This window comes from Algoriphagus sediminis, from assembly GCF_030403435.1.
In the GTDB taxonomy this organism is placed as follows: domain Bacteria; phylum Bacteroidota; class Bacteroidia; order Cytophagales; family Cyclobacteriaceae; genus Algoriphagus; species Algoriphagus sediminis.
In genome coordinates this window covers 111,470-132,778 of sequence record NZ_JAUEPH010000008.1, presented here as the reverse complement: position 1 = coordinate 132,778, position 21,309 = coordinate 111,470, and the positions used below count along the sequence as shown (strand labels likewise).

At 40.2% G+C, this 21,309-nt stretch carries 27 protein-coding genes and 1 other RNA gene; 11 read left to right on the top strand and 17 right to left on the bottom strand.

Annotation, left to right across the window (positions count from 1 at the left end):
- Positions 1-9: 9 nt before the first annotated feature.
- Entirely contained in the window at positions 10-402 is a 393-nt protein-coding gene (locus tag QVH07_RS16640; protein ID WP_290002681.1) for a Dabb family protein, read from the top strand.
- Between the two features lie 48 nt (positions 403-450).
- A complete protein-coding gene (locus QVH07_RS16635) occupies positions 451-1,773 on the top strand; it encodes a S41 family peptidase (RefSeq protein ID WP_290002680.1) in 1,323 nt (440 codons plus the stop codon).
- Positions 1,774-1,794: 21 nt separating this feature from the next.
- Here QVH07_RS16635 and hisIE read toward each other — a convergent pair whose 3' ends face one another.
- The 13 genes from hisIE to QVH07_RS16570 all read right to left on the bottom strand — a co-directional run bounded on the left by hisIE (position 1,795) and on the right by QVH07_RS16570 (position 13,076).
- Positions 1,795-2,403: a bifunctional phosphoribosyl-AMP cyclohydrolase/phosphoribosyl-ATP diphosphatase HisIE gene (hisIE, locus tag QVH07_RS16630; RefSeq protein WP_290002679.1), complete on the bottom strand. Its 609-nt coding sequence runs from the start codon at positions 2,401-2,403 to the stop codon at positions 1,795-1,797.
- Positions 2,404-2,410: 7 nt separating this feature from the next.
- Complete coding sequence (gene hisF, locus QVH07_RS16625) at positions 2,411-3,166, bottom strand: imidazole glycerol phosphate synthase subunit HisF (RefSeq protein WP_290002678.1); 756 nt, start codon at positions 3,164-3,166, stop codon at positions 2,411-2,413.
- A gap of 43 nt (positions 3,167-3,209) precedes the next feature.
- On the bottom strand, positions 3,210-3,929 hold the full coding sequence (gene hisA / locus QVH07_RS16620) for a 1-(5-phosphoribosyl)-5-[(5-phosphoribosylamino)methylideneamino]imidazole-4-carboxamide isomerase (RefSeq protein WP_290002677.1): 720 nt from the start codon (positions 3,927-3,929) through the stop codon (positions 3,210-3,212).
- Positions 3,930-3,938: 9 nt separating this feature from the next.
- A complete protein-coding gene (hisH, locus tag QVH07_RS16615) occupies positions 3,939-4,541 on the bottom strand; it encodes an imidazole glycerol phosphate synthase subunit HisH (RefSeq protein ID WP_290002674.1) in 603 nt (200 codons plus the stop codon).
- A gap of 63 nt (positions 4,542-4,604) precedes the next feature.
- Positions 4,605-5,387, bottom strand: coding sequence for a phenylalanine 4-monooxygenase (locus tag QVH07_RS16610; protein WP_290002673.1), 783 nt, complete (start codon positions 5,385-5,387; stop codon positions 4,605-4,607).
- 231 nt (positions 5,388-5,618) lie between these two features.
- The gene (locus tag QVH07_RS16605) at positions 5,619-6,638 is read right to left on the bottom strand and encodes a bifunctional 3-deoxy-7-phosphoheptulonate synthase/chorismate mutase (protein WP_290002671.1); all 1,020 of its coding nucleotides are present in this window, start codon (positions 6,636-6,638) and stop codon (positions 5,619-5,621) included.
- Positions 6,639-6,640: 2 nt separating this feature from the next.
- The gene (gene trpA, locus QVH07_RS16600; protein WP_290002670.1) at positions 6,641-7,414 is read right to left on the bottom strand and encodes a tryptophan synthase subunit alpha; all 774 of its coding nucleotides are present in this window, start codon (positions 7,412-7,414) and stop codon (positions 6,641-6,643) included.
- A gap of 17 nt (positions 7,415-7,431) precedes the next feature.
- Complete coding sequence (trpB, locus tag QVH07_RS16595; protein ID WP_290002667.1) at positions 7,432-8,610, bottom strand: tryptophan synthase subunit beta; 1,179 nt, start codon at positions 8,608-8,610, stop codon at positions 7,432-7,434.
- Positions 8,611-8,613: 3 nt separating this feature from the next.
- Positions 8,614-9,258: a phosphoribosylanthranilate isomerase gene (locus tag QVH07_RS16590; protein WP_290002665.1), complete on the bottom strand. Its 645-nt coding sequence runs from the start codon at positions 9,256-9,258 to the stop codon at positions 8,614-8,616.
- A 1-nt stretch (position 9,259) separates the two neighbouring features.
- Positions 9,260-10,075, bottom strand: coding sequence for an indole-3-glycerol phosphate synthase TrpC (gene trpC / locus QVH07_RS16585; RefSeq protein WP_290002662.1), 816 nt, complete (start codon positions 10,073-10,075; stop codon positions 9,260-9,262).
- A 2-nt stretch (positions 10,076-10,077) separates the two neighbouring features.
- On the bottom strand, positions 10,078-11,088 hold the full coding sequence (gene trpD, locus QVH07_RS16580) for an anthranilate phosphoribosyltransferase (protein WP_290002659.1): 1,011 nt from the start codon (positions 11,086-11,088) through the stop codon (positions 10,078-10,080).
- Between the two features lie 9 nt (positions 11,089-11,097).
- Positions 11,098-11,664: an anthranilate synthase component II gene (locus tag QVH07_RS16575; RefSeq protein WP_290002656.1), complete on the bottom strand. Its 567-nt coding sequence runs from the start codon at positions 11,662-11,664 to the stop codon at positions 11,098-11,100.
- A 2-nt stretch (positions 11,665-11,666) separates the two neighbouring features.
- Positions 11,667-13,076, bottom strand: coding sequence for an anthranilate synthase component I family protein (locus tag QVH07_RS16570; protein ID WP_290002654.1), 1,410 nt, complete (start codon positions 13,074-13,076; stop codon positions 11,667-11,669).
- 250 nt (positions 13,077-13,326) lie between these two features.
- Between QVH07_RS16570 and QVH07_RS16565 the strand changes: the two genes are divergently transcribed.
- The 7 genes from QVH07_RS16565 to QVH07_RS16535 all read left to right on the top strand — a co-directional run bounded on the left by QVH07_RS16565 (position 13,327) and on the right by QVH07_RS16535 (position 17,093).
- A complete protein-coding gene (locus tag QVH07_RS16565; RefSeq protein ID WP_290002652.1) occupies positions 13,327-13,560 on the top strand; it encodes a hypothetical protein in 234 nt (77 codons plus the stop codon).
- A gap of 100 nt (positions 13,561-13,660) precedes the next feature.
- An RNA gene (gene ffs, locus QVH07_RS16560) (signal recognition particle sRNA small type) lies at positions 13,661-13,747 on the top strand.
- Between the two features lie 70 nt (positions 13,748-13,817).
- Positions 13,818-14,477, top strand: coding sequence for a fructose-6-phosphate aldolase (fsa, locus tag QVH07_RS16555; RefSeq protein WP_290002649.1), 660 nt, complete (start codon positions 13,818-13,820; stop codon positions 14,475-14,477).
- Positions 14,478-14,521: 44 nt separating this feature from the next.
- Positions 14,522-14,725, top strand: coding sequence for a fructose-6-phosphate aldolase (locus QVH07_RS16550; protein ID WP_290002646.1), 204 nt, complete (start codon positions 14,522-14,524; stop codon positions 14,723-14,725).
- A complete protein-coding gene (locus tag QVH07_RS16545; protein WP_290002643.1) occupies positions 14,726-15,436 on the top strand; it encodes a cell division ATP-binding protein FtsE in 711 nt (236 codons plus the stop codon).
- A 54-nt stretch (positions 15,437-15,490) separates the two neighbouring features.
- A complete protein-coding gene (locus QVH07_RS16540; RefSeq protein ID WP_290002642.1) occupies positions 15,491-16,894 on the top strand; it encodes a S41 family peptidase in 1,404 nt (467 codons plus the stop codon).
- A gap of 7 nt (positions 16,895-16,901) precedes the next feature.
- A complete protein-coding gene (locus QVH07_RS16535) occupies positions 16,902-17,093 on the top strand; it encodes a hypothetical protein (protein WP_290002638.1) in 192 nt (63 codons plus the stop codon).
- 42 nt (positions 17,094-17,135) lie between these two features.
- Here the strand turns inward: QVH07_RS16535 and QVH07_RS16530 are convergent, their stop codons facing one another.
- From QVH07_RS16530 to QVH07_RS16515, 4 genes are all read right to left on the bottom strand, one after another.
- Complete coding sequence (locus QVH07_RS16530; RefSeq protein WP_290002635.1) at positions 17,136-17,852, bottom strand: tetratricopeptide repeat protein; 717 nt, start codon at positions 17,850-17,852, stop codon at positions 17,136-17,138.
- Positions 17,853-17,878: 26 nt separating this feature from the next.
- Complete coding sequence (locus QVH07_RS16525; protein ID WP_435367066.1) at positions 17,879-19,297, bottom strand: CCA tRNA nucleotidyltransferase; 1,419 nt, start codon at positions 19,295-19,297, stop codon at positions 17,879-17,881.
- Entirely contained in the window at positions 19,294-19,764 is a 471-nt protein-coding gene (locus QVH07_RS16520; RefSeq protein ID WP_290002630.1) for a hypothetical protein, read from the bottom strand. The genes QVH07_RS16525 and QVH07_RS16520 overlap by 4 nt, the downstream gene beginning before the upstream one ends.
- Positions 19,765-19,872: 108 nt before the next feature.
- On the bottom strand, positions 19,873-20,208 hold the full coding sequence (locus tag QVH07_RS16515; RefSeq protein WP_290002627.1) for a DUF6249 domain-containing protein: 336 nt from the start codon (positions 20,206-20,208) through the stop codon (positions 19,873-19,875).
- A gap of 113 nt (positions 20,209-20,321) precedes the next feature.
- On the opposite strand from QVH07_RS16515, the gene QVH07_RS16510 reads away from it, so the two are divergent.
- Positions 20,322-20,894 (top strand): RNA polymerase sigma factor, encoded by a 573-nt coding sequence (locus QVH07_RS16510; RefSeq protein WP_290002622.1) that lies wholly within the window; start codon positions 20,322-20,324, stop codon positions 20,892-20,894.
- On the top strand, positions 20,891-21,280 hold the full coding sequence (locus tag QVH07_RS16505; protein WP_290002618.1) for a hypothetical protein: 390 nt from the start codon (positions 20,891-20,893) through the stop codon (positions 21,278-21,280). Before QVH07_RS16510 ends, QVH07_RS16505 begins: the two co-directional genes overlap by 4 nt.
- The last annotated feature ends 29 nt before the right edge of the window (positions 21,281-21,309 follow it).

Here is a 21,309-nt window from a genome sequence, read left to right as displayed (position 1 = left end):
CTCAAGCTTATGAAATCAAGAAGAAGTTTTATTAAAACCCTGGGAGTGGCTGGTGCAGCCGTCACTTTGCCTTATCAAACATTTTCCAAAACCATGCAAAATCAAGCAATGATCCATCAAGTCTATTTTTGGCTTCATGACGAAAAAAATATCAATGAGTTTTTAAATGATGCAGTACCGATGCTTGGCAGATGCCCCACGGTGGGTAGATTCATCGCCGGAACTCCAGCCGACACAGAAAAAAGAGACGTAGTAGATCATAGCTGGCATGTCTCCTGCACGATATTTTTCGATAGTCTTGAGGATCAACTGGCTTACCAAAAAGAGCCTCTACACCTCGAATTCATCGAAAAGTATTCCTCGATGTGGAAATCCGTCAAAGTTTACGATATCGCGATCTAACAAAATCCTTCCATCGGCGTAAAATAACCACACCCTTTAATCGACCAGATGAAATTTAAATTTTGGCAAGGACTGATCGTACTCCTTTTGGTAGCAGCATGTAATGATCCAGAGGAACCGGTTAACTCAACTCCCCAATCAGATCAAGTAAAAGATGCTATCTATGATGTAATGGCGGAGTGGTATTATTGGAATCAGGAGCTACCTGCAAAGCCAAATACTGCTAGCTTCACCTCTAATGAGGAATTTCTTGATGCTCTGACATTTAAACCCCTAGACAGGTTTTCCTACATCACGACAAGTCAGGCATTCAGTGATGCCTTTGTAGGTAGAAATGCAGGGCATGGTTTTGGGTGGGCTTTTAATTCTGAGGGAAAGCTCTACCTGACCTACGTTTTTTCTGAAGCTCCGGCTGGACTGGACGGCTTTCAGAGAGGATGGGAAGTTATAGAAATTAATGGTCGCCCAATCGCTGATTATCAAACCTCTACTGGAGGATATGACTTTGATCTAGGCCCAAGAGATCCGGGAATTACGAACTCATTCACTTTCCGTTTACCAGATGGATCCATTACTACTCGTTCAAACACCAAAGCCGAATACCAATCCAACTCGGTGCTTCATGAGGAGGTAATTGATGTGGATGGCAAGAAAGTAGGCTATTGGGTTTACCAAAGTTTTAAAGCGACTGCCGATATCTCTCCTACCAAAAGCCTGGAAGTGGATGAATCCATGGAGTTTTTTCAATCTCAAGGTATAGATGAGCTGATAATTGATCTGAGATATAATGGAGGTGGATCAGTAGCTGTTGCTGAGCAAATTTTAAATTATCTCATCCAGGCATCTAACTCAGGTGATCTGATGTACACATTCAAGCTGAATGATGACAAAGCAGACTCAAACAGTAACACTAATTATGAAAAGCTCGGAAATCTGGACCTAAACAGGGTTATTTTCATTACCTCACGTGGATCTGCCTCTGCTTCTGAACTTGTGATAAATAGCCTCACTCCTTTTATGGACCTGGTTTTGATCGGTGACAATACTTTTGGCAAACCTGTTGGATCCTTCCCACTTTCGAGGTACAACAGGGTATTGGAAGAAAATGATGTGGAGGTGGTTCCGATTACTTTTGCGACTTTAAACGCAGATGGAACAGCAGATTATTTTGATGGTTTTCCAGCAGATGCAGAGGTTGGTGATTCACCTGAATTTGACTGGGGAAACCAAAATGATTTCAGACTTCAGGCTGCTTTAGGCTATATCCGAAATGGAGGAGTAAGCTCGAGAATGGTAAACACCTTCTATCGTCCCAAATGGGAGATGATTGATCAATTCAAAGGACTTGAACAAGAATTTCCTGCATATTAAAAAAGCCCTTCGGGGCTTTTTCTATTTCTTGTTATGACGTTCAATCAAAACCTGCATCACTTCATCCAATTCGTAACCTTTAGCTTCGAGTAAAACCAAATAATGAAAAAGTAAATCCGCAGCTTCACCAAGGAATAGCTCCTTGTTGTCATCCTTCGCTTCAATAACTATTTCCACAGCCTCCTCCCCGACTTTCTGAGCCACTTTATTGATTCCTTTTTCGAATAACGATGCCGTGTAAGATTTATCAGAAGGATTATTTTTCCTTTCCTTTATTATTGCCCTGAGCTGATCGATAAACCCTGTCTTTGAATTGTTTTCTTCAAAGAAACAGGTATCCGCTCCCGTATGACAAACCGGACCCTTTGGATTAGCTTTCACCAGAATCGAATCTCCATCGCAATCCACTTTCATACTGACCAATTCTAGAAAATTACCAGAAGTTTCACCCTTAGTCCAAAGCCTATTTTTACTCCGACTGAAAAAAGTAACCATCCCAGTCTGCTCCGTTTTTGCTAAAGCCTCCTCATTCATATAGCCTTGCATAAGCACAATTCCACTAATGGAGTCCTGAACAATGGCAGGCACAAGGCCATTCATTTTCTCAAAATCGATTTTCATAGTTGACATACTTTTTCTAAAATCTAATACTGACCCCTCGATCTACAAGATAGCTTTTCAATTCTGGAACAGGAATCTCTTTAAAATGGAAAATACTCGCTGCCAAAGCTGCATCTGCTTTACCAAAGGAAAACACCTCTTCAAAGTGATGCATTTTTCCAGCCCCTCCAGAAGCAATAACAGGAATAGTGAGCATAGAGGATATTTCTGCCGTAATTTCATTTGCAAAGCCGGCCTTAGTTCCATCGTGATCCATGGAGGTCAAAAGGATCTCTCCTGCACCTCGATCTGCTACTTCTTTTGCCCACGATTGGGTCTGTAGAAGGGTGGGCTTCCTCCCTCCGTGGGTATGCACATAATCCGTCCCATCCACATCCCGGGTATCTATGGCAACGACAATGCACTGTGAACCAAATTCGGCAGCCATTTCATCAATCACCCCCGGGTTTTTTACCGCTGCAGAATTGATAGAAATCTTATCTGCTCCCGCACCTAAAAGCACTTTCACATCCTCAACAGTAGAGATCCCACCGCCTACCGTAAATGGAATATTAATAGCCTTAGCCACCTTTGTCACCAATTCAGCGAGGGTTTTCCTTTTATCTACTGTGGCTGTGATGTCCAAAAAGACAAGCTCATCGGCACCTTCATCTGAATAAATCTTGGCTAGTTCTACTGGATCTCCAGCATCTCTGAGCTGAACAAAGTTCACCCCTTTGACCGTACGGCCATCTTTGATGTCAAGACAGGGAATTATTCGTTTGGTTAACATGAGAGGCTAAAGATTAGAAAATTGGGGTTAGACAAAAAGATTCTTAAGAATTAAATGTAGACAACTGATTTAAGGTTACTCTTCCCTCGTAATAGGCTTTCCCAACTATGGCTCCATAAACCCCGATTTTTTCAAGTTCTTCCAAATCGGTCATGGATGAAACACCTCCGCTAGCTATTAAATTAATCCCAGGTATTTGCTCCATTATTTCTTGGTAAAGGTCGACAGAAGGTCCCTGTAATAGCCCGTCTTTTGCCACGTCTGTACAAATCACATATTTGATTCCTTTTGCAGCAAAGTCCTTTATGAATGGAATAAGGTCCACTTCAGTAGTTTCTTCCCAGCCACCAACCGCGATTTTTCGGTTTTTGGCATCTGCACCCAGAATGATTTTTTCAGGCCCAAAATTCTCTATCCAGCTTTCGAAAAGTGGCCTGTTTTTGATGGCCACACTTCCACCTGTAACCTGAGAAGCACCAAACTCAAAAGCCTTTTGGATTTCACTGTCTGACTGAATTCCTCCACCAAAATCAACCTTCAAATTGGTTTGTCCACTTATCTTCCGCAGAACCTCTCCATTTATGATTTTTTTTGCTTTGGCACCATCTAGATCTACCAAATGCAATCTGGAAATCCCCGCATCTTCAAACCTTTTGGCCATTTCTACGGGGTCATCATGATATTCCTTTTTACTTGAATAATCACCCTGACTGAGACGTACACATTTTCCTCCTATGAGGTCAATCGCTGGAATAATTTCCATCTTCTGGGACTAATTTCTGAGGTTAAGAAAATTTTTCAATAGGTGCTCTCCAACTTCACCGCTCTTTTCAGGGTGAGCCTGAATAGCAAAAAAGTTATCCTTGTGAAGCATAGCAGAGAAGTCATGGATATAATGTGATTGGGCGATGGTAAACTCGCTCAATTCAGCATAGAAGCTATGTACATAATAGACAAAAGGATGTGGCTTAATCCCTCTAAAAAGAGGATTATCCATTATTTTTTCCAATTCGTTCCAGCCAATCTGAGGAACCTTAAATTCCTGACTATTTTCTGGAATAAACTTCTTTACCTTCACTGGAAAGATACCAAGGCATTCTGTATTATTTTCCTCTGAATGATCACAGAGTAATTGCAACCCAAGGCATATTCCCAGAAACGGCTGAGTGGTTTCCTTAATTACCTGATCCAGATTTTTTGATTTAAGATATCGCATAGCCGAACTGGCTTCTCCCTGACCAGGAAAAATGACTCGATCTGCCGACTTTATTTTTTCAATATCATCGGTCAATTCAGCCTTGGCTCCGAGCCTTTCTAGGGCATACAGTACGGATTGGACATTTCCAGAATTGTACTTAATGACAGCAACTTTCATAGACTAGGGCGAAGATGGGTGCACCGAAGTTAATTCATCTTCGGTGTTTTGCCCTCTTCTATTTTACTTTTCAACTTTTTCTGCAAGCATTTCTTCTAATACTTCTTCGATCTCGGGAAGTGAAGTGTAGAGTTGCTCCAGACTGTCGATCACAAAATATTTATCCTGGAAGTGATCTTTCCAGTATTCCTGATTCATTATGCGACGCACATCATACTCATAATGCGCCGGCTCATCTGATAGGCTGTACTTTGTCTCACCCTTTGAGCTCAAAATCCCTGCTCCGTATATTCTCAGCTCTCCATTTTCTCTGATTAATCCAAACTCGATGGTAAACCAATAAATACGACTCAAAAGTTGTATAGCCCAAGGGTCATCAATATGCTTCAAGGCAATACCAGAAAGGTCCTCCAGAAAACCGGTGTAATGCTTATCAGTCAACATGGGCATATGAGCAAAAGCATCATGAAACATGTCAGGCTCTTCCAAATAATCAAGCTGCTCCATTTTCCTCAACCAGGTGGAAGAAGGAAAACGCTTATTATTCAATAATCCAAAGAACAAATCGTCATCAATCAACCCAGGAACTACCTGCACTGCCCATCCTGTGGTCTCCTTCAGAATTTTACTGAGTTCTTCGAAATTGGCAATTCTATCTGAGGTGAAATTCACTTCCTTCACCCCCTTCAAGTAAGATTCACATGCCGCACCAGGAAGATTTGGCATCTGTCTTTCATACAATATTTTCCATACCTCAAAATCCTCAGCAGTATATTTATCATACTCCTGCTTCAAGTCCTTCAATCGAGGGTCGCTAAAGACCCAGTTTTTTGGCTTATCTGTCATCACTTTTATTGGGTTTATATTATTTCAAACTCAAAAATCCAACTAGAGTTTCCATACTGACCATTAAATAAAAAAAGCCTATTCCAGAAGAAATAGGCTGCTTATTTACAAATGTCCATAGTCATTCCTATTCCTTCATTGGAGGAAGCAGTAAGAATGATGTACGTAAGTTCTTGGTGTTGGACTCATGGTGCTAAAATACAAAGGGAATGAAACCCAAGCAATTCTATTTTATAAAAGGTCAAATTCTTTTCTCATCGAGAAACTCTCTCGAATCCAAGAAGCTAACCTTGCACTTTGCTCAAAATCTAAAGTTTGCTGTCCATCAGAAAAGGCTTTTTCAGGAGTCGCATGAGATTCATAAATCACCCCATCTGCACCTGCCATCACACCAGCCAAAGCCATCTGCGGAACAAATGCTCGTAAACCTATTCCATGAGAAGGATCCACAATAACCGGTAAATGGGACTTCTCTTTCAAAATCGGAACCGCGTTTAGGTCCAGTGTATTTCTTGAGGCTTTTTCATAGGTTCTGATTCCACGCTCACATAAGATTAATTTCTCATTCCCGCCAGAAAATACATATTCAGCGGATTGTAAAAGCTCTTCAATAGTCCCTGAAATACCTCTTTTGATCATCACTGCTTTATCCACTGTACCTAATCCATCTAGAAGATTGAAGTTCTGAGAATTCCTTGCTCCGACTTGATAAACATCCACATAAGGATACATTTCCTCAATCTGAGAAGTCTGCATTACCTCAGTCACTATCTTAATTCCGGCTTCATGTGCGATTTCGTACCATAGTTTTAATCCCTCAAGACCTAAACCACGGAAAGCATATGGACTGCTCCGAGGCTTAAATACCCCTCCACGCATCATCTTGATGCCATTTTCCACGCAGTGATCTACCACTGCGCGTATTTGCTCTTCAGATTCGATCGAACAGGGACCGGTAATGATGGCCATCTCTCCATCCTTAATTGCTACATTATCTCCCAGGTCAATTGCTGTGGGCTTGGCTTTCCACTTCTTCGAAACCAGTTTATACTCATCTGATACGATATGAATATCTCGGATTCCGTCAAGATGTCCCACCTTTCGGATATCAAACTCTCTTTTACCGATTCCGATGATATACTCCCCAAGTTGGGTTTTCACCGAGGTGGTTTTATACCCTATGTTGTTGACCTGATCCAGAAGCTTTCCTCTTTGTGCTTCAGAAATATCAGATTGTAATTGAATGATCATAATTAGTTTATCACTGATTGAATGTACTTGACTATATCCTCTTTCAGGCTTTGAGCCAATTTCACTTTTTTAATGAAAGCTGAGCCGATTATAGCTCCATTGCTGTATTCTGATGCTTTTGAGAAGGTTTCGGCATTAGAAATGCCAAAGCCAATAAGTCTTGGATTCTTAAGATTCATTTGCTGAACCCGTTCAAAATAACTGATCTGCTCAGAACTGATTCCAGATTTTGCTCCTGTGATGCTATGGGATGAAACCACATAAATGAACCCATCAGAATTTTCATCGATTTCACGAATTCTTGCCTCTGAGGTCTGTGGGGAAATCAAAAAAGTGTTTGCCAAACCGTATTGCTCAAAAAGCTCCTTGTACTCCTCCAGGTACTGAGACATGGGAAGGTCGGGTAAAATCAAACCATCAATCCCAACCTCCTGGCATTTTTTACAAAACTCCTCAATTCCATATTGAATGATAGGGTTCAAATACCCCATCATCACCACCGGAATGTTGATCTTTTCTCTGAAGTTCTCGAGTTGATTGAAAATTTTCTTCAGAGTAATTCCATTTTCCAGGGCAACCAAATTACTTTCCTGAATGGTTGGTCCATCGGCAATGGGATCAGAATATGGTACACCGATCTCGATGATATCAGCCCCTCCCTCTTGGATGGACTCCATCACTTCCAAAGTATCCTCTAAATGTGGAAACCCAGCAGTGAAGTAGATAGAGAGAACTCTCTCCCTTTTATTCTCAAATAATTGATGAATTCGGTTCATTTTAACTAATCAAAAAATTAATAATTACCCCACTTAATGTAGGTATCCAAGTCTTTATCCCCTCTTCCTGAAAGATTGATCACGATTACATCATCTTTTTTATACTCGATCATATTTAGTGCATGAATGGCATGTGCAGTTTCGATGGCAGGGATGATTCCCTCCAGTCGACTAAGCTCTATCCCAGCCTTCATGGCGTCTTCATCCTCCACTCCTACGAATTCGGCTCTTCCCACATCAAAAAGATGTGCATGCACCGGACCAATTCCAGGATAATCCAAACCTGCAGAAATTGAGTGTGGCTCTACTACTTGCCCATCTTCTGTTTGCATCAGCAAAGTCTTTGAGCCATGCAAAATTCCCGGAGTGCCCAAGGCAGTTGTCGCGGCAGATTTTCCAGAGCTGATTCCCAATCCAGCTGCTTCAGCCGCAATGAGCCTAACCTCTGGGGTATTGTAATAATGGAAAAATGCTCCAGCCGCATTTGAACCTCCTCCTACACAGGCGATGACTAAGTCTGGGTTTTCTCTACCCTCTTTCTCCTTAAGCTGCCACTTGATCTCTTCAGAAATTACTGACTGAAACCTAGCCACCATTTCAGGATATGGATGTGGACCTACCACCGACCCAATGATATAATGTGTGTCTACTGGATTATTAATCCATTGCCGCATTGCTTCATTTGTCGCGTCCTTGAGTGTTTGAGAACCGGATGTAGCAGGAACTACTTTGGCCCCTAGAATTTTCATTCTCTCCACATTTGGCTTTTGCCTCTGAATGTCCAAAGCTCCCATATAAACCGTACAGTCCATGCCCATCAGTGCACAAACTGTGGCTGTTGCAACTCCATGTTGCCCAGCTCCGGTTTCAGCAATAATCCTTTTCTTGCCAAGCTTTTTGGCCAAAATAATCTGACCGATCGTATTATTTACCTTATGGGCACCGGTATGACAAAGATCTTCTCTCTTAAAGTAGATTTTAGCCCCATATTTATCGGAGAATCTTTTTGCGAAGTAAAGAGGCGTGGGTCGCCCTACAAAGTCCTTCAATAAACTCTGAAATTCTTCCTTAAACTCTATTGAAGCTGTAATGGCTTCATAATTTTCTTTTAGCTCCTCAATATTTGGGTGCAGCATTTCAGGAATGTAAGCTCCACCGAATTTGCCATAAAACCCTTTTTCATCTACTCGTATCATCTCTTATCCTTTTTGAGCCAGAAGCTCATTTAATTCCTTTTTAAACTTTAGCAGCTTATCCACATCCTTCAAAGCAGGAGATTTTTCAAAATTCGAATTCAAATCTACTCCCACTAATTTGGGACAATGTCCTACCAGGCTAGCCAAATCCCTTACGCTTGTTGAATCAAGGCCTCCACTCAGCATAAATGGGGTTTCAAAAGGATATTCCTTAATCAAATCCCAATTAAACTTTCGGCCTGTTCCACCATGTTTTTTGCTTGCTGTATCAAATAGAAACCTACTAACCAAACCTTCATATTTGATCATCAATTCCCAATCCACATGATCACTTACTGGGAAAACTTTCCAAACCTTTACATCACTTTTCTCTAAAAGTTGCTCCAAATATTCAACAGTTTCCGAACCATGAAGCTGGACCACATCAAGTCTAAATTTTTCAATCTTTTCAAGAATATGATCCAAATTCTCATTCACAAAAACACCAACTTTTTTAGACTCGATAGGTTCGATAAAGTCTGCTTTTGAATCCTCAACAAACCTTAGGGATTTCTGAAAGAAAATTAAGCCGACCCAATCAGGATTTACCCTTGATAGTAAATCCTTCAGATTATTCGACTCCCTCATTCCGCAGACCTTGATTTCCATCTCAGCTATTCACTTTTTCTTTGGCCAAAGCCTCTCGAAAATCCTTGATGAAGGTATAAGCCGCTTGTTCGGGTCTACTCGTTTTCATAAAGTTTTCCCCGATCAAGTAACCTTCAAACCCAGCATTTTTCAAGGTAATTAAGCTATCCACTTTAGATAATCCACTTTCTGACACTTTCACAAATGAATCTGGAATGGAGGAAGCCAGGTCGATTGATGTCTGTATATCAACCTCAAAAGTCTTGAGGTTGCGATTATTCACACCCACTAAATCCACCCCGTCACAAAGACAAGAATCTAACTCATCTGCATCATGAACTTCCATGAGCACCTCTAAACCCAGGCTTTTTGCGAAATAAGCTAGTGATTTCAATTTCTGTGGTTCTAGAGCAGCAGCGATCAATAAAATAGCATCTGCTCCGATGGATTTAGCTTCTATGATCTGGTATTCCTCCAGAACAAAATCCTTTCTCAGAATAGGACAGAAATTAAAGCGTCTGGCCGTTTTGAGGTCATCATTTGACCCACCAAAAAACTCTTGATCTGTTAAAATCGAAAGTGCTGAAGCCCCAGCTTGCATATAGCCAATACTCACTTTCTCAGGTTTAGCACTTCCGTTTATCAGACCTTTAGAAGGTGACTTTCTTTTAAATTCCGCGATAATACCTGACTTCTCAGGATCTGTGACATACTGTCTCAAACTCACCACTTCACTATCGAAGAATATGCTTCTTTCCAGTAATTTGGTTGGAACCAAACTACTTTTTTCAGCCACTTCTCTGGCTTTGAATTCAATAATTTTATCTAGAATATTCATGCTTATGCTAAAGACACTGATGTCTTCGGGTTTACCAGTTTTTTAAATACTTCTTTGGCCTTGCCAGAGTAGAGAGATTCCTTTGCCGTTTCTACGGCATCCAGAAAGGTTAAATCAGAATCTGCTGTAAACAATGCAGCAGCCGAGTTTGCAATAACTACCTCGTTTTGACTTTGAGTTCCTTTTCCATCAAGAATTGACTGGAAAATTTTTGCTGATTCTTCTATAGTTTTTCCACCGGCTATTGATTCCGGATCAAGCTTAGAAAGCCCAATATTCTCAGGGGTATATACCTTTTCCCCTGTATTGGAAATCATTTTGAAGGCACCAGTCAAGGATATTTCGTCATATCCATCCAGAGCATGTAGAATAGAAAAATTTCCATTCATCCCCTGATATAAATATCCATAGAGTCTGGCCAGCTCAAGGCTGAACACTCCAACCAGTTGCTTTTTAGGAAAGCTTGGATTCACCATTGGGCCGAGCATATTGAAAAAAGTTTTTACTCCGAGGTCTTTTCGAATGGGAGCTACATTTTTCATAGCAGGATGAAAGAGGGGTGCATGTAGAAAACAAATCCCAGCTTCATCCAGGCTTCTTCTTATTTCATCCATATTGTTTGTAAACTCATAGCCAAAGTAGGCTAACAAGTTTGAGGACCCACAAATGGACGAAACCCCATTATTACCATGCTTCGCTACGTTTTGTCCTGCACCTGCTACAATAAAAGATGAGAGAGTCGAAATATTAAAGGTGTCTTTTCCATCACCCCCAGTCCCACAGAGGTCCATGGCATCATACTCAGGGATATCCACCTTCACACATAGATCAAGCATTGCCTCTCGAAAACCACTCAATTCTTCCACAGTAATGCTTCTCATCAGGTATATAGTCATAAAGGCGGCTATCTGGCTTTGATTATATTGGCCAGTAGCAATATTCCTAAGGACTTCTCTCGCCTGATTTTTATCCAGGGTGCTATGTGATATAAGTAGATTTAAAATGTCTTTCATGCTAGATTATTATTGGGTGATCCAGTTTTTGATGATTTGGACTCCATGTTCGGTGAGAATACTTTCCGGGTGAAACTGTAAACCTTTCACATCAAAATTGTTATGCGAAACGCCCATTATCTGTCCGTCTGGACTTCTGGCAATTACTTTTAATTCATTACCGAGGCTTTTTTCATCTATGACCCAGGAGTGATATCTGCCAATTTGAAAACTTTTTGGTATGCCTTTAAACAAATCATCATCTTCTACTGTAACTGAGGTCCCCACCCCATGGAGAACCTCGGTTAAATTTAGAAGTTTACTTTCGAAAGCCTCTCCTATGGCCTGATTTCCCAGGCATATTCCCAAAATCGATTTTTCGGACCCATATCTTTTGATCAATTCAGGCATGATTCCGGCTTCAGAAGGAACTCCAGGGCCAGGAGAAAGAAGAATTTTATCATAGACCTTCACACCATCAATTGAGATTTTATCGTTTCGATAAATATCCATTTGCTCATCAAAACCAAGCTGACGAAGGATATACACCAAGTTATAGGTGAAGGAATCGTAATTATCTAAAACTAGCAGCCTCATGGTTAAATTTTTTCAGCCATTCTCAATGCCACGCGAAGGGCTTCGAGTTTATTTGACACCTCCTGGAGTTCCGATGGAATGTTTGACTTAGCCACCACTCCTGCTCCTGCCTGAAAGCGAAGTTTATTTTCTTTGGACACAAACGATCGAATCAAAATGGCATGATTGAAATCTCCTTTGAACCCTAAAAATCCTATGGCTCCACCATAGAACTCTCTAGAAATATTTTCCAATTCATCGATTAATTGCATGGCCTTGTACTTTGGCGCTCCGGAAAGGGTTCCTGCTGGAAATGTATCCGCCACCAGTTGTAACGGATTCGCTTCCATTGGTAGCTGACCAGTCACTTTGGACACCAAGTGTATAACGTGAGAGTAATATTGGATTTCTTTGAAAACATCCACATTGACCTCCACGGAAGATCTGGAAAGATCATTCCTGGCTAAATCCACCAGCATCACATGCTCTGAATTTTCTTTAGGGTCATCATAAAGCTTTCTTGCCAATTCGGCATCTTCGGCATCATTTCCTGTCCTTCTGAAGGTCCCAGCGATGGGGTAAATTGTCGCCTTTTTATTATTCACTACAATCTGAGCTTCTGGAGAACTCCCGAAAACTTTGAACGATCCGTAATCAAAATAAAATAAGTAAGGAGAAGGGTTTACAGATCGAAGGGCTCTATAGACATTGAATTCGTCTCCTTTAAAAGCTGTTTCAAATCTTCTCGAAAGAACAATCTGGAAAACATCGCCTTTGAAACAGTGATCTCTTCCCTGATCCAGAATTTTCAAAAACTCTTCATCTGTGTAATTGGAAGTTTCCTCTCCTGAGACAGAAAAGGAGTAGGCAGGAATATTTTTTTTATTCAGTAATACTTCAATTTCATCCAGGTTTCCCTCTCTCTCCTGACCTTCCACCTGATGTTCAAAGAGGTGACATTCATTCTTGTAATGGTCCACTACGATGATATTTTGATACATGGAATAATGCATCATTGGAATTTCACTGGCCTGTGTATTTTCCAATTTTATATCCTCGAAAAAGGAAACCGTATCATACTGTATATACCCAAAGAGACCATTTGATGAGAATTTCAGATTATCCTCAGGAACTGAAAACTTGTTACCAAAAGTCCTCAGATGGTCTACGAGTTTAATTTCAGGAGTAACCCCGTATTCATTAGTTGCATTTGGAAAAGTCTCTTTTATTATTCCATTTGAAAAGCTGAAAGTAGCGAGTGGATTGAAACAGATAAAAGAATAACTATTCTCCTGCCCATGATAGTCCGAACTCTCCAAAAGAATTGGATTTGCAAAGCGATCACGGATCTGCAAGTAAATACTTACCGGCGTAATGGTGTCAGCTAGTCTTTTGCGATAGCTGGTATTAATCTGATATTGATTCTTCGTCATGATCGAGGTTTTGGACAAAAAAAAGGCTTACCGGGAATCCAGTAAGCCATTGTATATGTTTTGCGAAAATTAGATATAAGCTTCCCTGTTCTCCCTTTGGAAAAGTTCTGAATGCCACCACCAATATATCGCTGTGTTATTCTTCATTGCTGAGGCAAATTTATAGATGGAATTTTAACAACAAAGCAAAGTCAGCAATTTTTATTTTTGGAATTCTATCTTTAAAATTCGTATAACATTTAAATCCTTTATGGCTAAGCCTATATTTCAATACTTCAAAAGAAAACTCAAAACCTATGAAATCCTTGTTCAGGTAAACCCAGAGGATTTTACAGGGACAGAACTCATCGTGCACCCTGACGGAAAAATAGAGAAAACCGAAATGGAATTCGATGAGGAGATTTTTGAAGATCTGGCCGAAGATGATTTCATTCATGCCTCAGCCCTTGAGTTTCAGATGCTTTTGAGCAAAGCTGAATCTTAATAATTTGAACCATAGGCAAACTTCCTGAAAAACTTCAGAATTCATCCCAAATTTCAGTCTTCTTGATTGGAATGAGCAATAATTGAATTATCTTTGCACCCTAGCGGCACGACCAGCTCCTGCTGAATCCCCCAGGTCCGGAAGGAAGCAAGGGTAGGCGGTTGTAGCGGTGCGATGCCGCTTCTTTTTTTGCCTAAAATCTCGTCGACTTGGTTGATTCTTGTAACTTTGAAGAAACCAATAAACCTTTTAACAAAATGAAATTTTTCATCGATACGGCAAACCTTGCCGAAATACAAGAAGCATACGATTTAGGAGTATTAGATGGAGTGACCACAAATCCCTCTTTAATGGCCAAAGAAGGCATCACAGGAGATGATAATGTGCGAGCGCATTACAAAGCCATTTGCGATATCGTAGATGACAAAGTGAGCGCAGAGGTAATCTCCACCAATTTTGAGGGAATGGTTAAAGAAGGAGAATCCCTTGCAGCCATCGATGACAAAATTGTGGTAAAAGTCCCAATGATTAAGGACGGGGTGAAAGCAATAAAATATTTCAGCCAAAACGGAATCCGTACTAACTGTACTCTGGTTTTTTCTCCGGGTCAGGCGATTTTAGCTGCCAAAGCTGGTGCAACATACCTTTCTCCATTTATTGGAAGATTAGACGACATCTCTATAGACGGTCTGGAATTAATCCAGCAAATCGTCCACATTTACAATGTTTATGGATTTGAAACCGAAGTTTTAGCAGCATCCGTACGGCATACCATGCACCTAATCAAGTGTGCTGAAATAGGGGCAGATGTAGTTACCTGTCCACTTAACGTAATCACGGGCTTATTAAACCATCCATTAACCGATTCAGGTCTTGCCAAGTTTTTGGCCGATCATGCCAAAGCTTCTGGCAAATAAATAATATGAGGCCGGCTTTTGTCGGTCTTTTTTTATCTTACCGCATGTATATAATCAAAGTCAAAGGGAAAGCAAAAATCCCTGATTACATCCAGATTCGTGATGAAAATTTCGTGTTGGTGGCTTACTTTAGAGCTGATCGACCGCTGAAGAATATTGAAAAATTTGGCCTCCAGGGTAAGGAACAAGAGCTGTCTGCGTTAATTCAGGAGTTACCGTTTGGCAAGCTTCAAAAATTAGATATCTAAATGGACTTTAATACTGAACCAGTTTTAGAAATAAAGCAGGCCACTATTTTTCAGGGTCTGGATCCTATTCTTTCGGATGTGGATTTTTCTGTTGAGCAACATGAATTTGTGTTCCTTATAGGTCGTACTGGTAGTGGAAAGAGCTCACTTTTAAAAACTTTATATGCAGATCTCCCGCTGCAAAGTGGAAATATCGAAATCTCCGGTTTTGACCTGACCAAAATCACAACTAAAGAAGTTCCATTCCTTAGGAGAAAAATAGGAATCATATTCCAAGACTTTCAGCTTTTCCCAGATCGCACAGTAGCAGAGAATCTATCCTTTGTCATGAAGGCTACGGGATGGAAGGATAAAGCCAAAATCAAAGCGAGAATGGCTGAGGTGTTGGTTTTAGTAGGATTAAATAATGCCGCTTCAAAAATGCCTCATCAGCTTTCAGGTGGAGAACAGCAACGCGTGGTGATCGCCAGAGCTTTGCTTAATGAACCCTCTATCCTACTAGCAGATGAGCCTACAGGAAACCTGGACCCGGATGTAGCTGACGGGATTTTCAAGCTTTTCCAGGAAATCAATAAAAAAGGAACGGCTATTCTGATGGCAACTCACAATCATGACTTGCTGAAAAAATATCCATATAGAGTATTAAAATGTGAAAACGGCAAACTACTGGATAGTAAAGTGCACGACGTTTCTTTCGGTTCTTCCTTTTAATTTGAGAGATTGAAACAAGTAGCTATTTAAAGTCGTTTTTTTAGAAAAATAATTATGCGTATCAAACGAATCTTCTCCCTTTTCTTACTCATAATAAGCTTTGGGTTTTTCATCAGTTGTGATAGTGATAATGATAATCCCCCTCAGGTAGATCCAGAATCAAATGACGCGGTTAATCGATGGACTTCCGACATCATGAATCAGGTGTATTTTTGGCTTGCTGAAATAGGTACCCCTATAGATGAATCAAGTGATCCCGAGGATTACTTTGAATCGCTTTTAAACAGACCGACAGATCGATTTTCTGAAATATTCCCTGATTACGATGAATTAATAGGTGGGCTTACGGGAGTAACCTTAGAAGCAGGCTATGAATTCAATTTATTCAGAGCAGCACCAGGCAGCAATGATGTATTTGCAGAAATTACCTACGTAAAAAAGAATAGTCCAGCTTCTGAAGCAGGTCTGATCCGTGGAGACAGAATCACCGCCATCAATGGCACATCCATGACCGTCGATAATTTTCAGGATCTTTTGGGTCAAATTGACGATCCACATACCATTAATTATTTCGGGTTTGAGGAAGACCCTGGAGAATATGTAGATCGTGGTCAGATTGATTTAACTCCTATTAGACTCACCGAAAACCCTAATTTCCTTGATTCTATTTACACCATAAATGATCAAAAAATAGGTTATGTAATCTATCATTTCTTCTCGCCTGGACCGGATGTAAATTCAAACTTTTATGACGAGGAAATGGATCAGATTTTTGCAAGGTTCAGAGCCGAAGGAATCAATCATTTAATCATTGATTTGCGGTATAACGGAGGAGGTTTTGTAGGCTCAGCGGTGAATTTAGCTAGCCTCATTGCACCGAATGTTACGGATCAGGATGTTTTTTCGAAAACGAAGTATAATAGTTTTCTTGAGCAGTTTGAAGATTTTCAAAATGTACAAACGGAGTTTCGAACCAAAGAGGAGAACCTTGGAAGTATCTTAACTGGAAATCGGGTTTACGTTTTGACTTCTGCTAGGACGGCTTCAGCTTCTGAATTACTAATTAATGGCTTAAGGCCTTACATGGATGTCAAAATTATTGGGGACCTTACCGTTGGGAAAAATGTCGGATCCATACCCTTCCAGGATGAACAAAACTCCTCTAATAAGTATGGCCTTCTTCCAATCGTAACCCAATCTTCTAACAGCCTTGATCAGTCTGATTACGGAACTGGGTTTGTTCCAGATATTCAGGCCTTGGAAAGAACTGAGAGACTATTACCCCTTGGCGATATAAATGAGCTTTTACTAAGAACAGCCATCGAAGATATTACAGGGATGCCATCTTCTGGACGCTTTGAAAAGCTTAACCGAGAAGATGTGGGAAGTACTCTAGAGAGAAAATTACGATTTGGAAGGCTGATCGAAGATCCGATCAAAACCTCTTACTTTAAATAAAGAACAAATGCTCGAGACTGTAACCTCCTTCATTTTAGTTTTCTCCATTTATCTTTTGGGGAGCTTAGCCATTACCCAAGATTACATCAAACCGGAAAAATCGAAAGATTTGAAACCTTTTTATGCGAAAATTCTGGCACTCAGTATAGTCTTTGCTCTCCTTCCAACCATCCTGTTCTACGTCACATTGATATCATAAAAAAAGCCGGCTAAGCCGGCTTTTAATTTTTGCCTCCAATTATTATTGATTGGCATTCTTTAAATTCTCTTTAGCAGTTTCAAACTCCGCATCTAGCTGAATGGCTTCCTGAAAAGCTACTTTTGCTTCTTCTTTGGAACCTTGATCCATGTAAATCATTCCTTTGAGATTCAGTGCGGCAGCCTTCATGCTGACTTCCTGAGTTTCGGTGGCACTCTTTGGGAAACCGATCTTTTCATCTGGCTTTGCATTCTTAATCAGCATATTCGTCGAATTCAAAGCCTCTGCATATCGCTTCAGAGAATATTGAAGGAAAGCTGTTTTGTAAAGCGGGAAATTATCCCCAGTCAAAAGGTGAAGACTTTCAAAATGGGGTAGTGCTCTGTCGAGAGCACCTAGACTTTCAAGAGAATAGGCTGCAATCTCTAGCGCTACTAGGTTTTGATCATTGTTTTCTAAAATATCAATAGCCACCAAAGCAGCTGAGCTGGACTGACCTAACTCGAAATACATACTGGAAAGAAGTTCAGCATACTGTAAGTTATTCGGGTTTCTGGTAATTAGCTCATACAATTTTGACTTGGCAATAACCAGGTCATTGTATCGAAGGGACAGTTGGTAGATTTCAAGATCAGAAGCATTCAATGCATCAAGTGTTCTTTTATCAAGTTTTGGCACATTTGCCAAAGAATCGGCCTCCTGGGCCTTTAGCATGAAAGATGCCCCCATCAGGAGGACAAGGATGAATAGTCTTTTCATAATGAGTTGGAATTTAGGGCTTAGAATCACTTTTTGGGTGTGATACCTTTTTGCTCGGCAATAATAAACATTAATTCTTTAGCCTGCGCGTGATCATTCTCAATTTTGCCTTCAAGGATAGCTTCTTTTAGCTCTTCTTTAATATCTCCGACCATTTTTGAGGGGCTGAGGCCCAAAACTTCCATGATTTCTTCACCACTTACCGGAGGCTGAAAATTCCGAAGCTGATCCCTTTCTTCTACCTCTGCAAGCTTTCTTTCCACCTTATCAAAATTATCGAGGTAGCGTTTGACCTTTCTATTGTTTTTCGAAGTGACATCTGCTCTGCAAAGTTGCATCAGGTCCTCAATGTCATCACCAGCATCCATAAGTAGTCTTCGCAGAGCCGAGTCCGTAACTTCATCCTTCACCAGAGCAATGGGTCGTAGATGAAGCCTCACTAATTTTTGAACGTACTTCATTCGTTCATCAAGCGGCAATTTCAATCGCTTAAAAATACCGGGGGTCATCCTTGCCCCTTTATCTTCGTGTCCGTGGAAGGTCCAACCTACTTTTTTATTAAATCTTTTGGTGGGTGGCTTTGCGATATCGTGCATGATCGCTGCCCAGCGCAACCAGAGGTTATCACTCTTAGCAGAAACATTGTCCAGTACTTTCAGAGTGTGGTAGAAATTATCCTTATGGGATTTGTCATCAACAGATTCCACGCCTTGCAAAGCGACTAATTCAGGAAAAAACTCATGTAAAAGCTTACTGGCAAAAAGCAATTTGAAGCCATAAGAAGGCTGCTCACTTAGAATAATATTATTCAATTCCACAATGATGCGCTCCATGGAAATAATTTTCAAACGGTGAGCATTTTTGGTGATCGCATAAAAGGTGTCAGCATCAATATCAAATTTCAATTGTGCAGCAAAACGAATAGCCCGCATCATGCGAAGTGGATCATCAGAGAAGGTTATCTCAGGATCCATTGGCGTTTTGATCATCTTTTTCGAAATATCTATCAAACCACCAAATGGATCGATGACTTCACCAAAATCTTCCGAATTAAGAGAAATTGCCAGAGCATTTATGGTGAAATCCCTCCGCTCCATATCTTCTAAAAATGTCCCTGTTTCAACCAACGGCTTTCTCGAGTCCGAACGGTAAGACTCCTTTCTGGCACCGACGAATTCAACCTCGCCCTCCTCTAATTTCAACATAGCCGTTCCAAAATTTCTGAACACAGAAAGTGGGACGTGCTTCGGATAGAGGCGTTTGACCTCTTCTGCAAGTTCAATCCCACTTCCCACACACATGAAGTCAATATCTTTACTTCCTCTTTCCATCACCAAATCACGCACATAGCCACCGACCACATAGGCTTTAACTCCAATGTTTTCAGCAGCCTTTGCCACTTTCATAAAGATTTCTTGACTTCTTAGATGATCTGAGAAATTCAATTTTTCAGGATTTTAATTTCACCCTCGGGACCGAGGAAAATTTCTTTAAGATTGGTTGAATACAAAGGAAAAAAAATATCAAGGCTAAAATCTATATCCTTATCTGAATCGAGCTTTGCCAAAACAGGTTGAGAAATTTTAAAAAGTAAAGATTCCCATTCGGGTGCGCGGATCAAAGCGAACTTAATGAGGTCATTTTCAACCGGCCCTTTTTCTGCGAGGAAATTTGGTGCGGTATGATAAATCGTAGGTTTGCTGGCATATTCGACAAGATCGAGCGTGACTTCCGAAAATTGCGTTGCAATAGTCCGAATTTGAAATAGATCGAAAAGCAGGTAAATCCAATCAGTTCCCATCTCTTTTGACCATTTGGAAGGGTTTAAAAGAGTGATTTTCTTTTTATTGGAATCTTTAAGGGTCACTGAACCCTGACTTTTATAAAATTTCAGAATTTTTGATTGGTCCAAAACTGCGGATTTTCAGACAAAAGTAAGGAGTTTTTTTCACCTTAGTTTGATTTAAACAAAAAAGCCCCGAATGAAAATCCGGGGCAAATAACGGTGACTTAAATTTTATTAGTCCTTCTCTGGAACGAGTTTTTTGGCTGCAAAAAAGCTCAATAAGAAACCAATACCTCCGAAAATAAAAATGCATGAAGTATAGGCCACTTCTTCTACCACGCCCATTGCTTCAAACAAATAACCCATTAATACACCGACTCCAATTCCTATGGCGAGTAGTGAAAAACTTAAAATGGTCCTTCCAAAGGTTTGGCTACCTGATTTGAAGATTTTTGCATCTATACCTTTTTCAATTAGAGCCAATCGCTCTCTATTTCTTGTGGTGTAGTAGACATATAAGATTCCAAATAAGGCTGCGAAGAAGAAAAACGGGATTAAAATACCTTCCATAATATTCTGATTTAGTTTGTTTTTCTCATTGGATGCAGAGACCAGGAATTAGGTTACAACTTTTATTAAAAAAATGTAACTTATTTTCACTGTGCTGCATCTAAAGGTTAGCAATGCAATTTGAGGAAGATTCCTTCTACGTAGAGAAAACAAAAAATGGTGATTTGAAGGCTTTTGGGAAGCTAGTCCAGAAGCATCAGGGCTATGCCTTTACCCTAGCGCAAAGAATCCTCAATAACCATCATGAATCCGAGGAGGCAGTTCAGGATGCTTTCGTAAAAGCATTTCAGGCGATCAATAGCTTTGAGGGCAAAGCAAAATTCACAACCTGGCTATATACTATAATATATAATGAGGCCATACAAAGGTTTAGAAAGAGAAAGAACCATTCAGATATTGAAGATTTTCGCGAGGATTGTGAGTTTCATTCAAACCAATTAGATGGTTTTAGTCTCCTTAATTCAAATGAACGTAAGGAGATTTTAAAGGAGGGCTTATCAAAAATGAAACCTGCGGAATCGGCTGTATTGACTCTATTTTACCTAAATCAGTTTAGTATTAAAGAAATAGAAAAAATAACTTACCAGAGTAACTCACAGGTCAAAATCCTACTACACCGAGGAAGGAAGAATTTATATGACATTCTGCAAAGGCAGACCAAAAACGAATTAAGTCAATTGTTATGACAAAAGATAAATTAAATAAAGACCCTCTTTTCGAGTATTTCAGAGAGTTAGGTATGGATGATCCAAAAATCGATTTGGAAGATCGTATCTTCCAAAAGATCAGTGAGAAAAAGGTAATGTCCTATACCCCTGTCATTCCTAAAAAAATTATGAAGTGGCTATTAGGGGGATTTCTTTTGGTGGTATTTGGGGTTATATTCTTTATTCCGAAGACTGGGGGAGAGAGTTTATTTAATAGTTTAACGCCATTACTTGAGACTATGTCCCTCCCTAAAATATCCCTTCCATCCATACCAATGGAATTTACCCAAGCTCTTATCGGTTTTGGATTTTTTGCTCTGGTATGGATACTAACCGAATTCCGAAGGAGCAAGAGCTGGATATAAAAAAAAGCGATCAGTTGATCGCTTTTTTT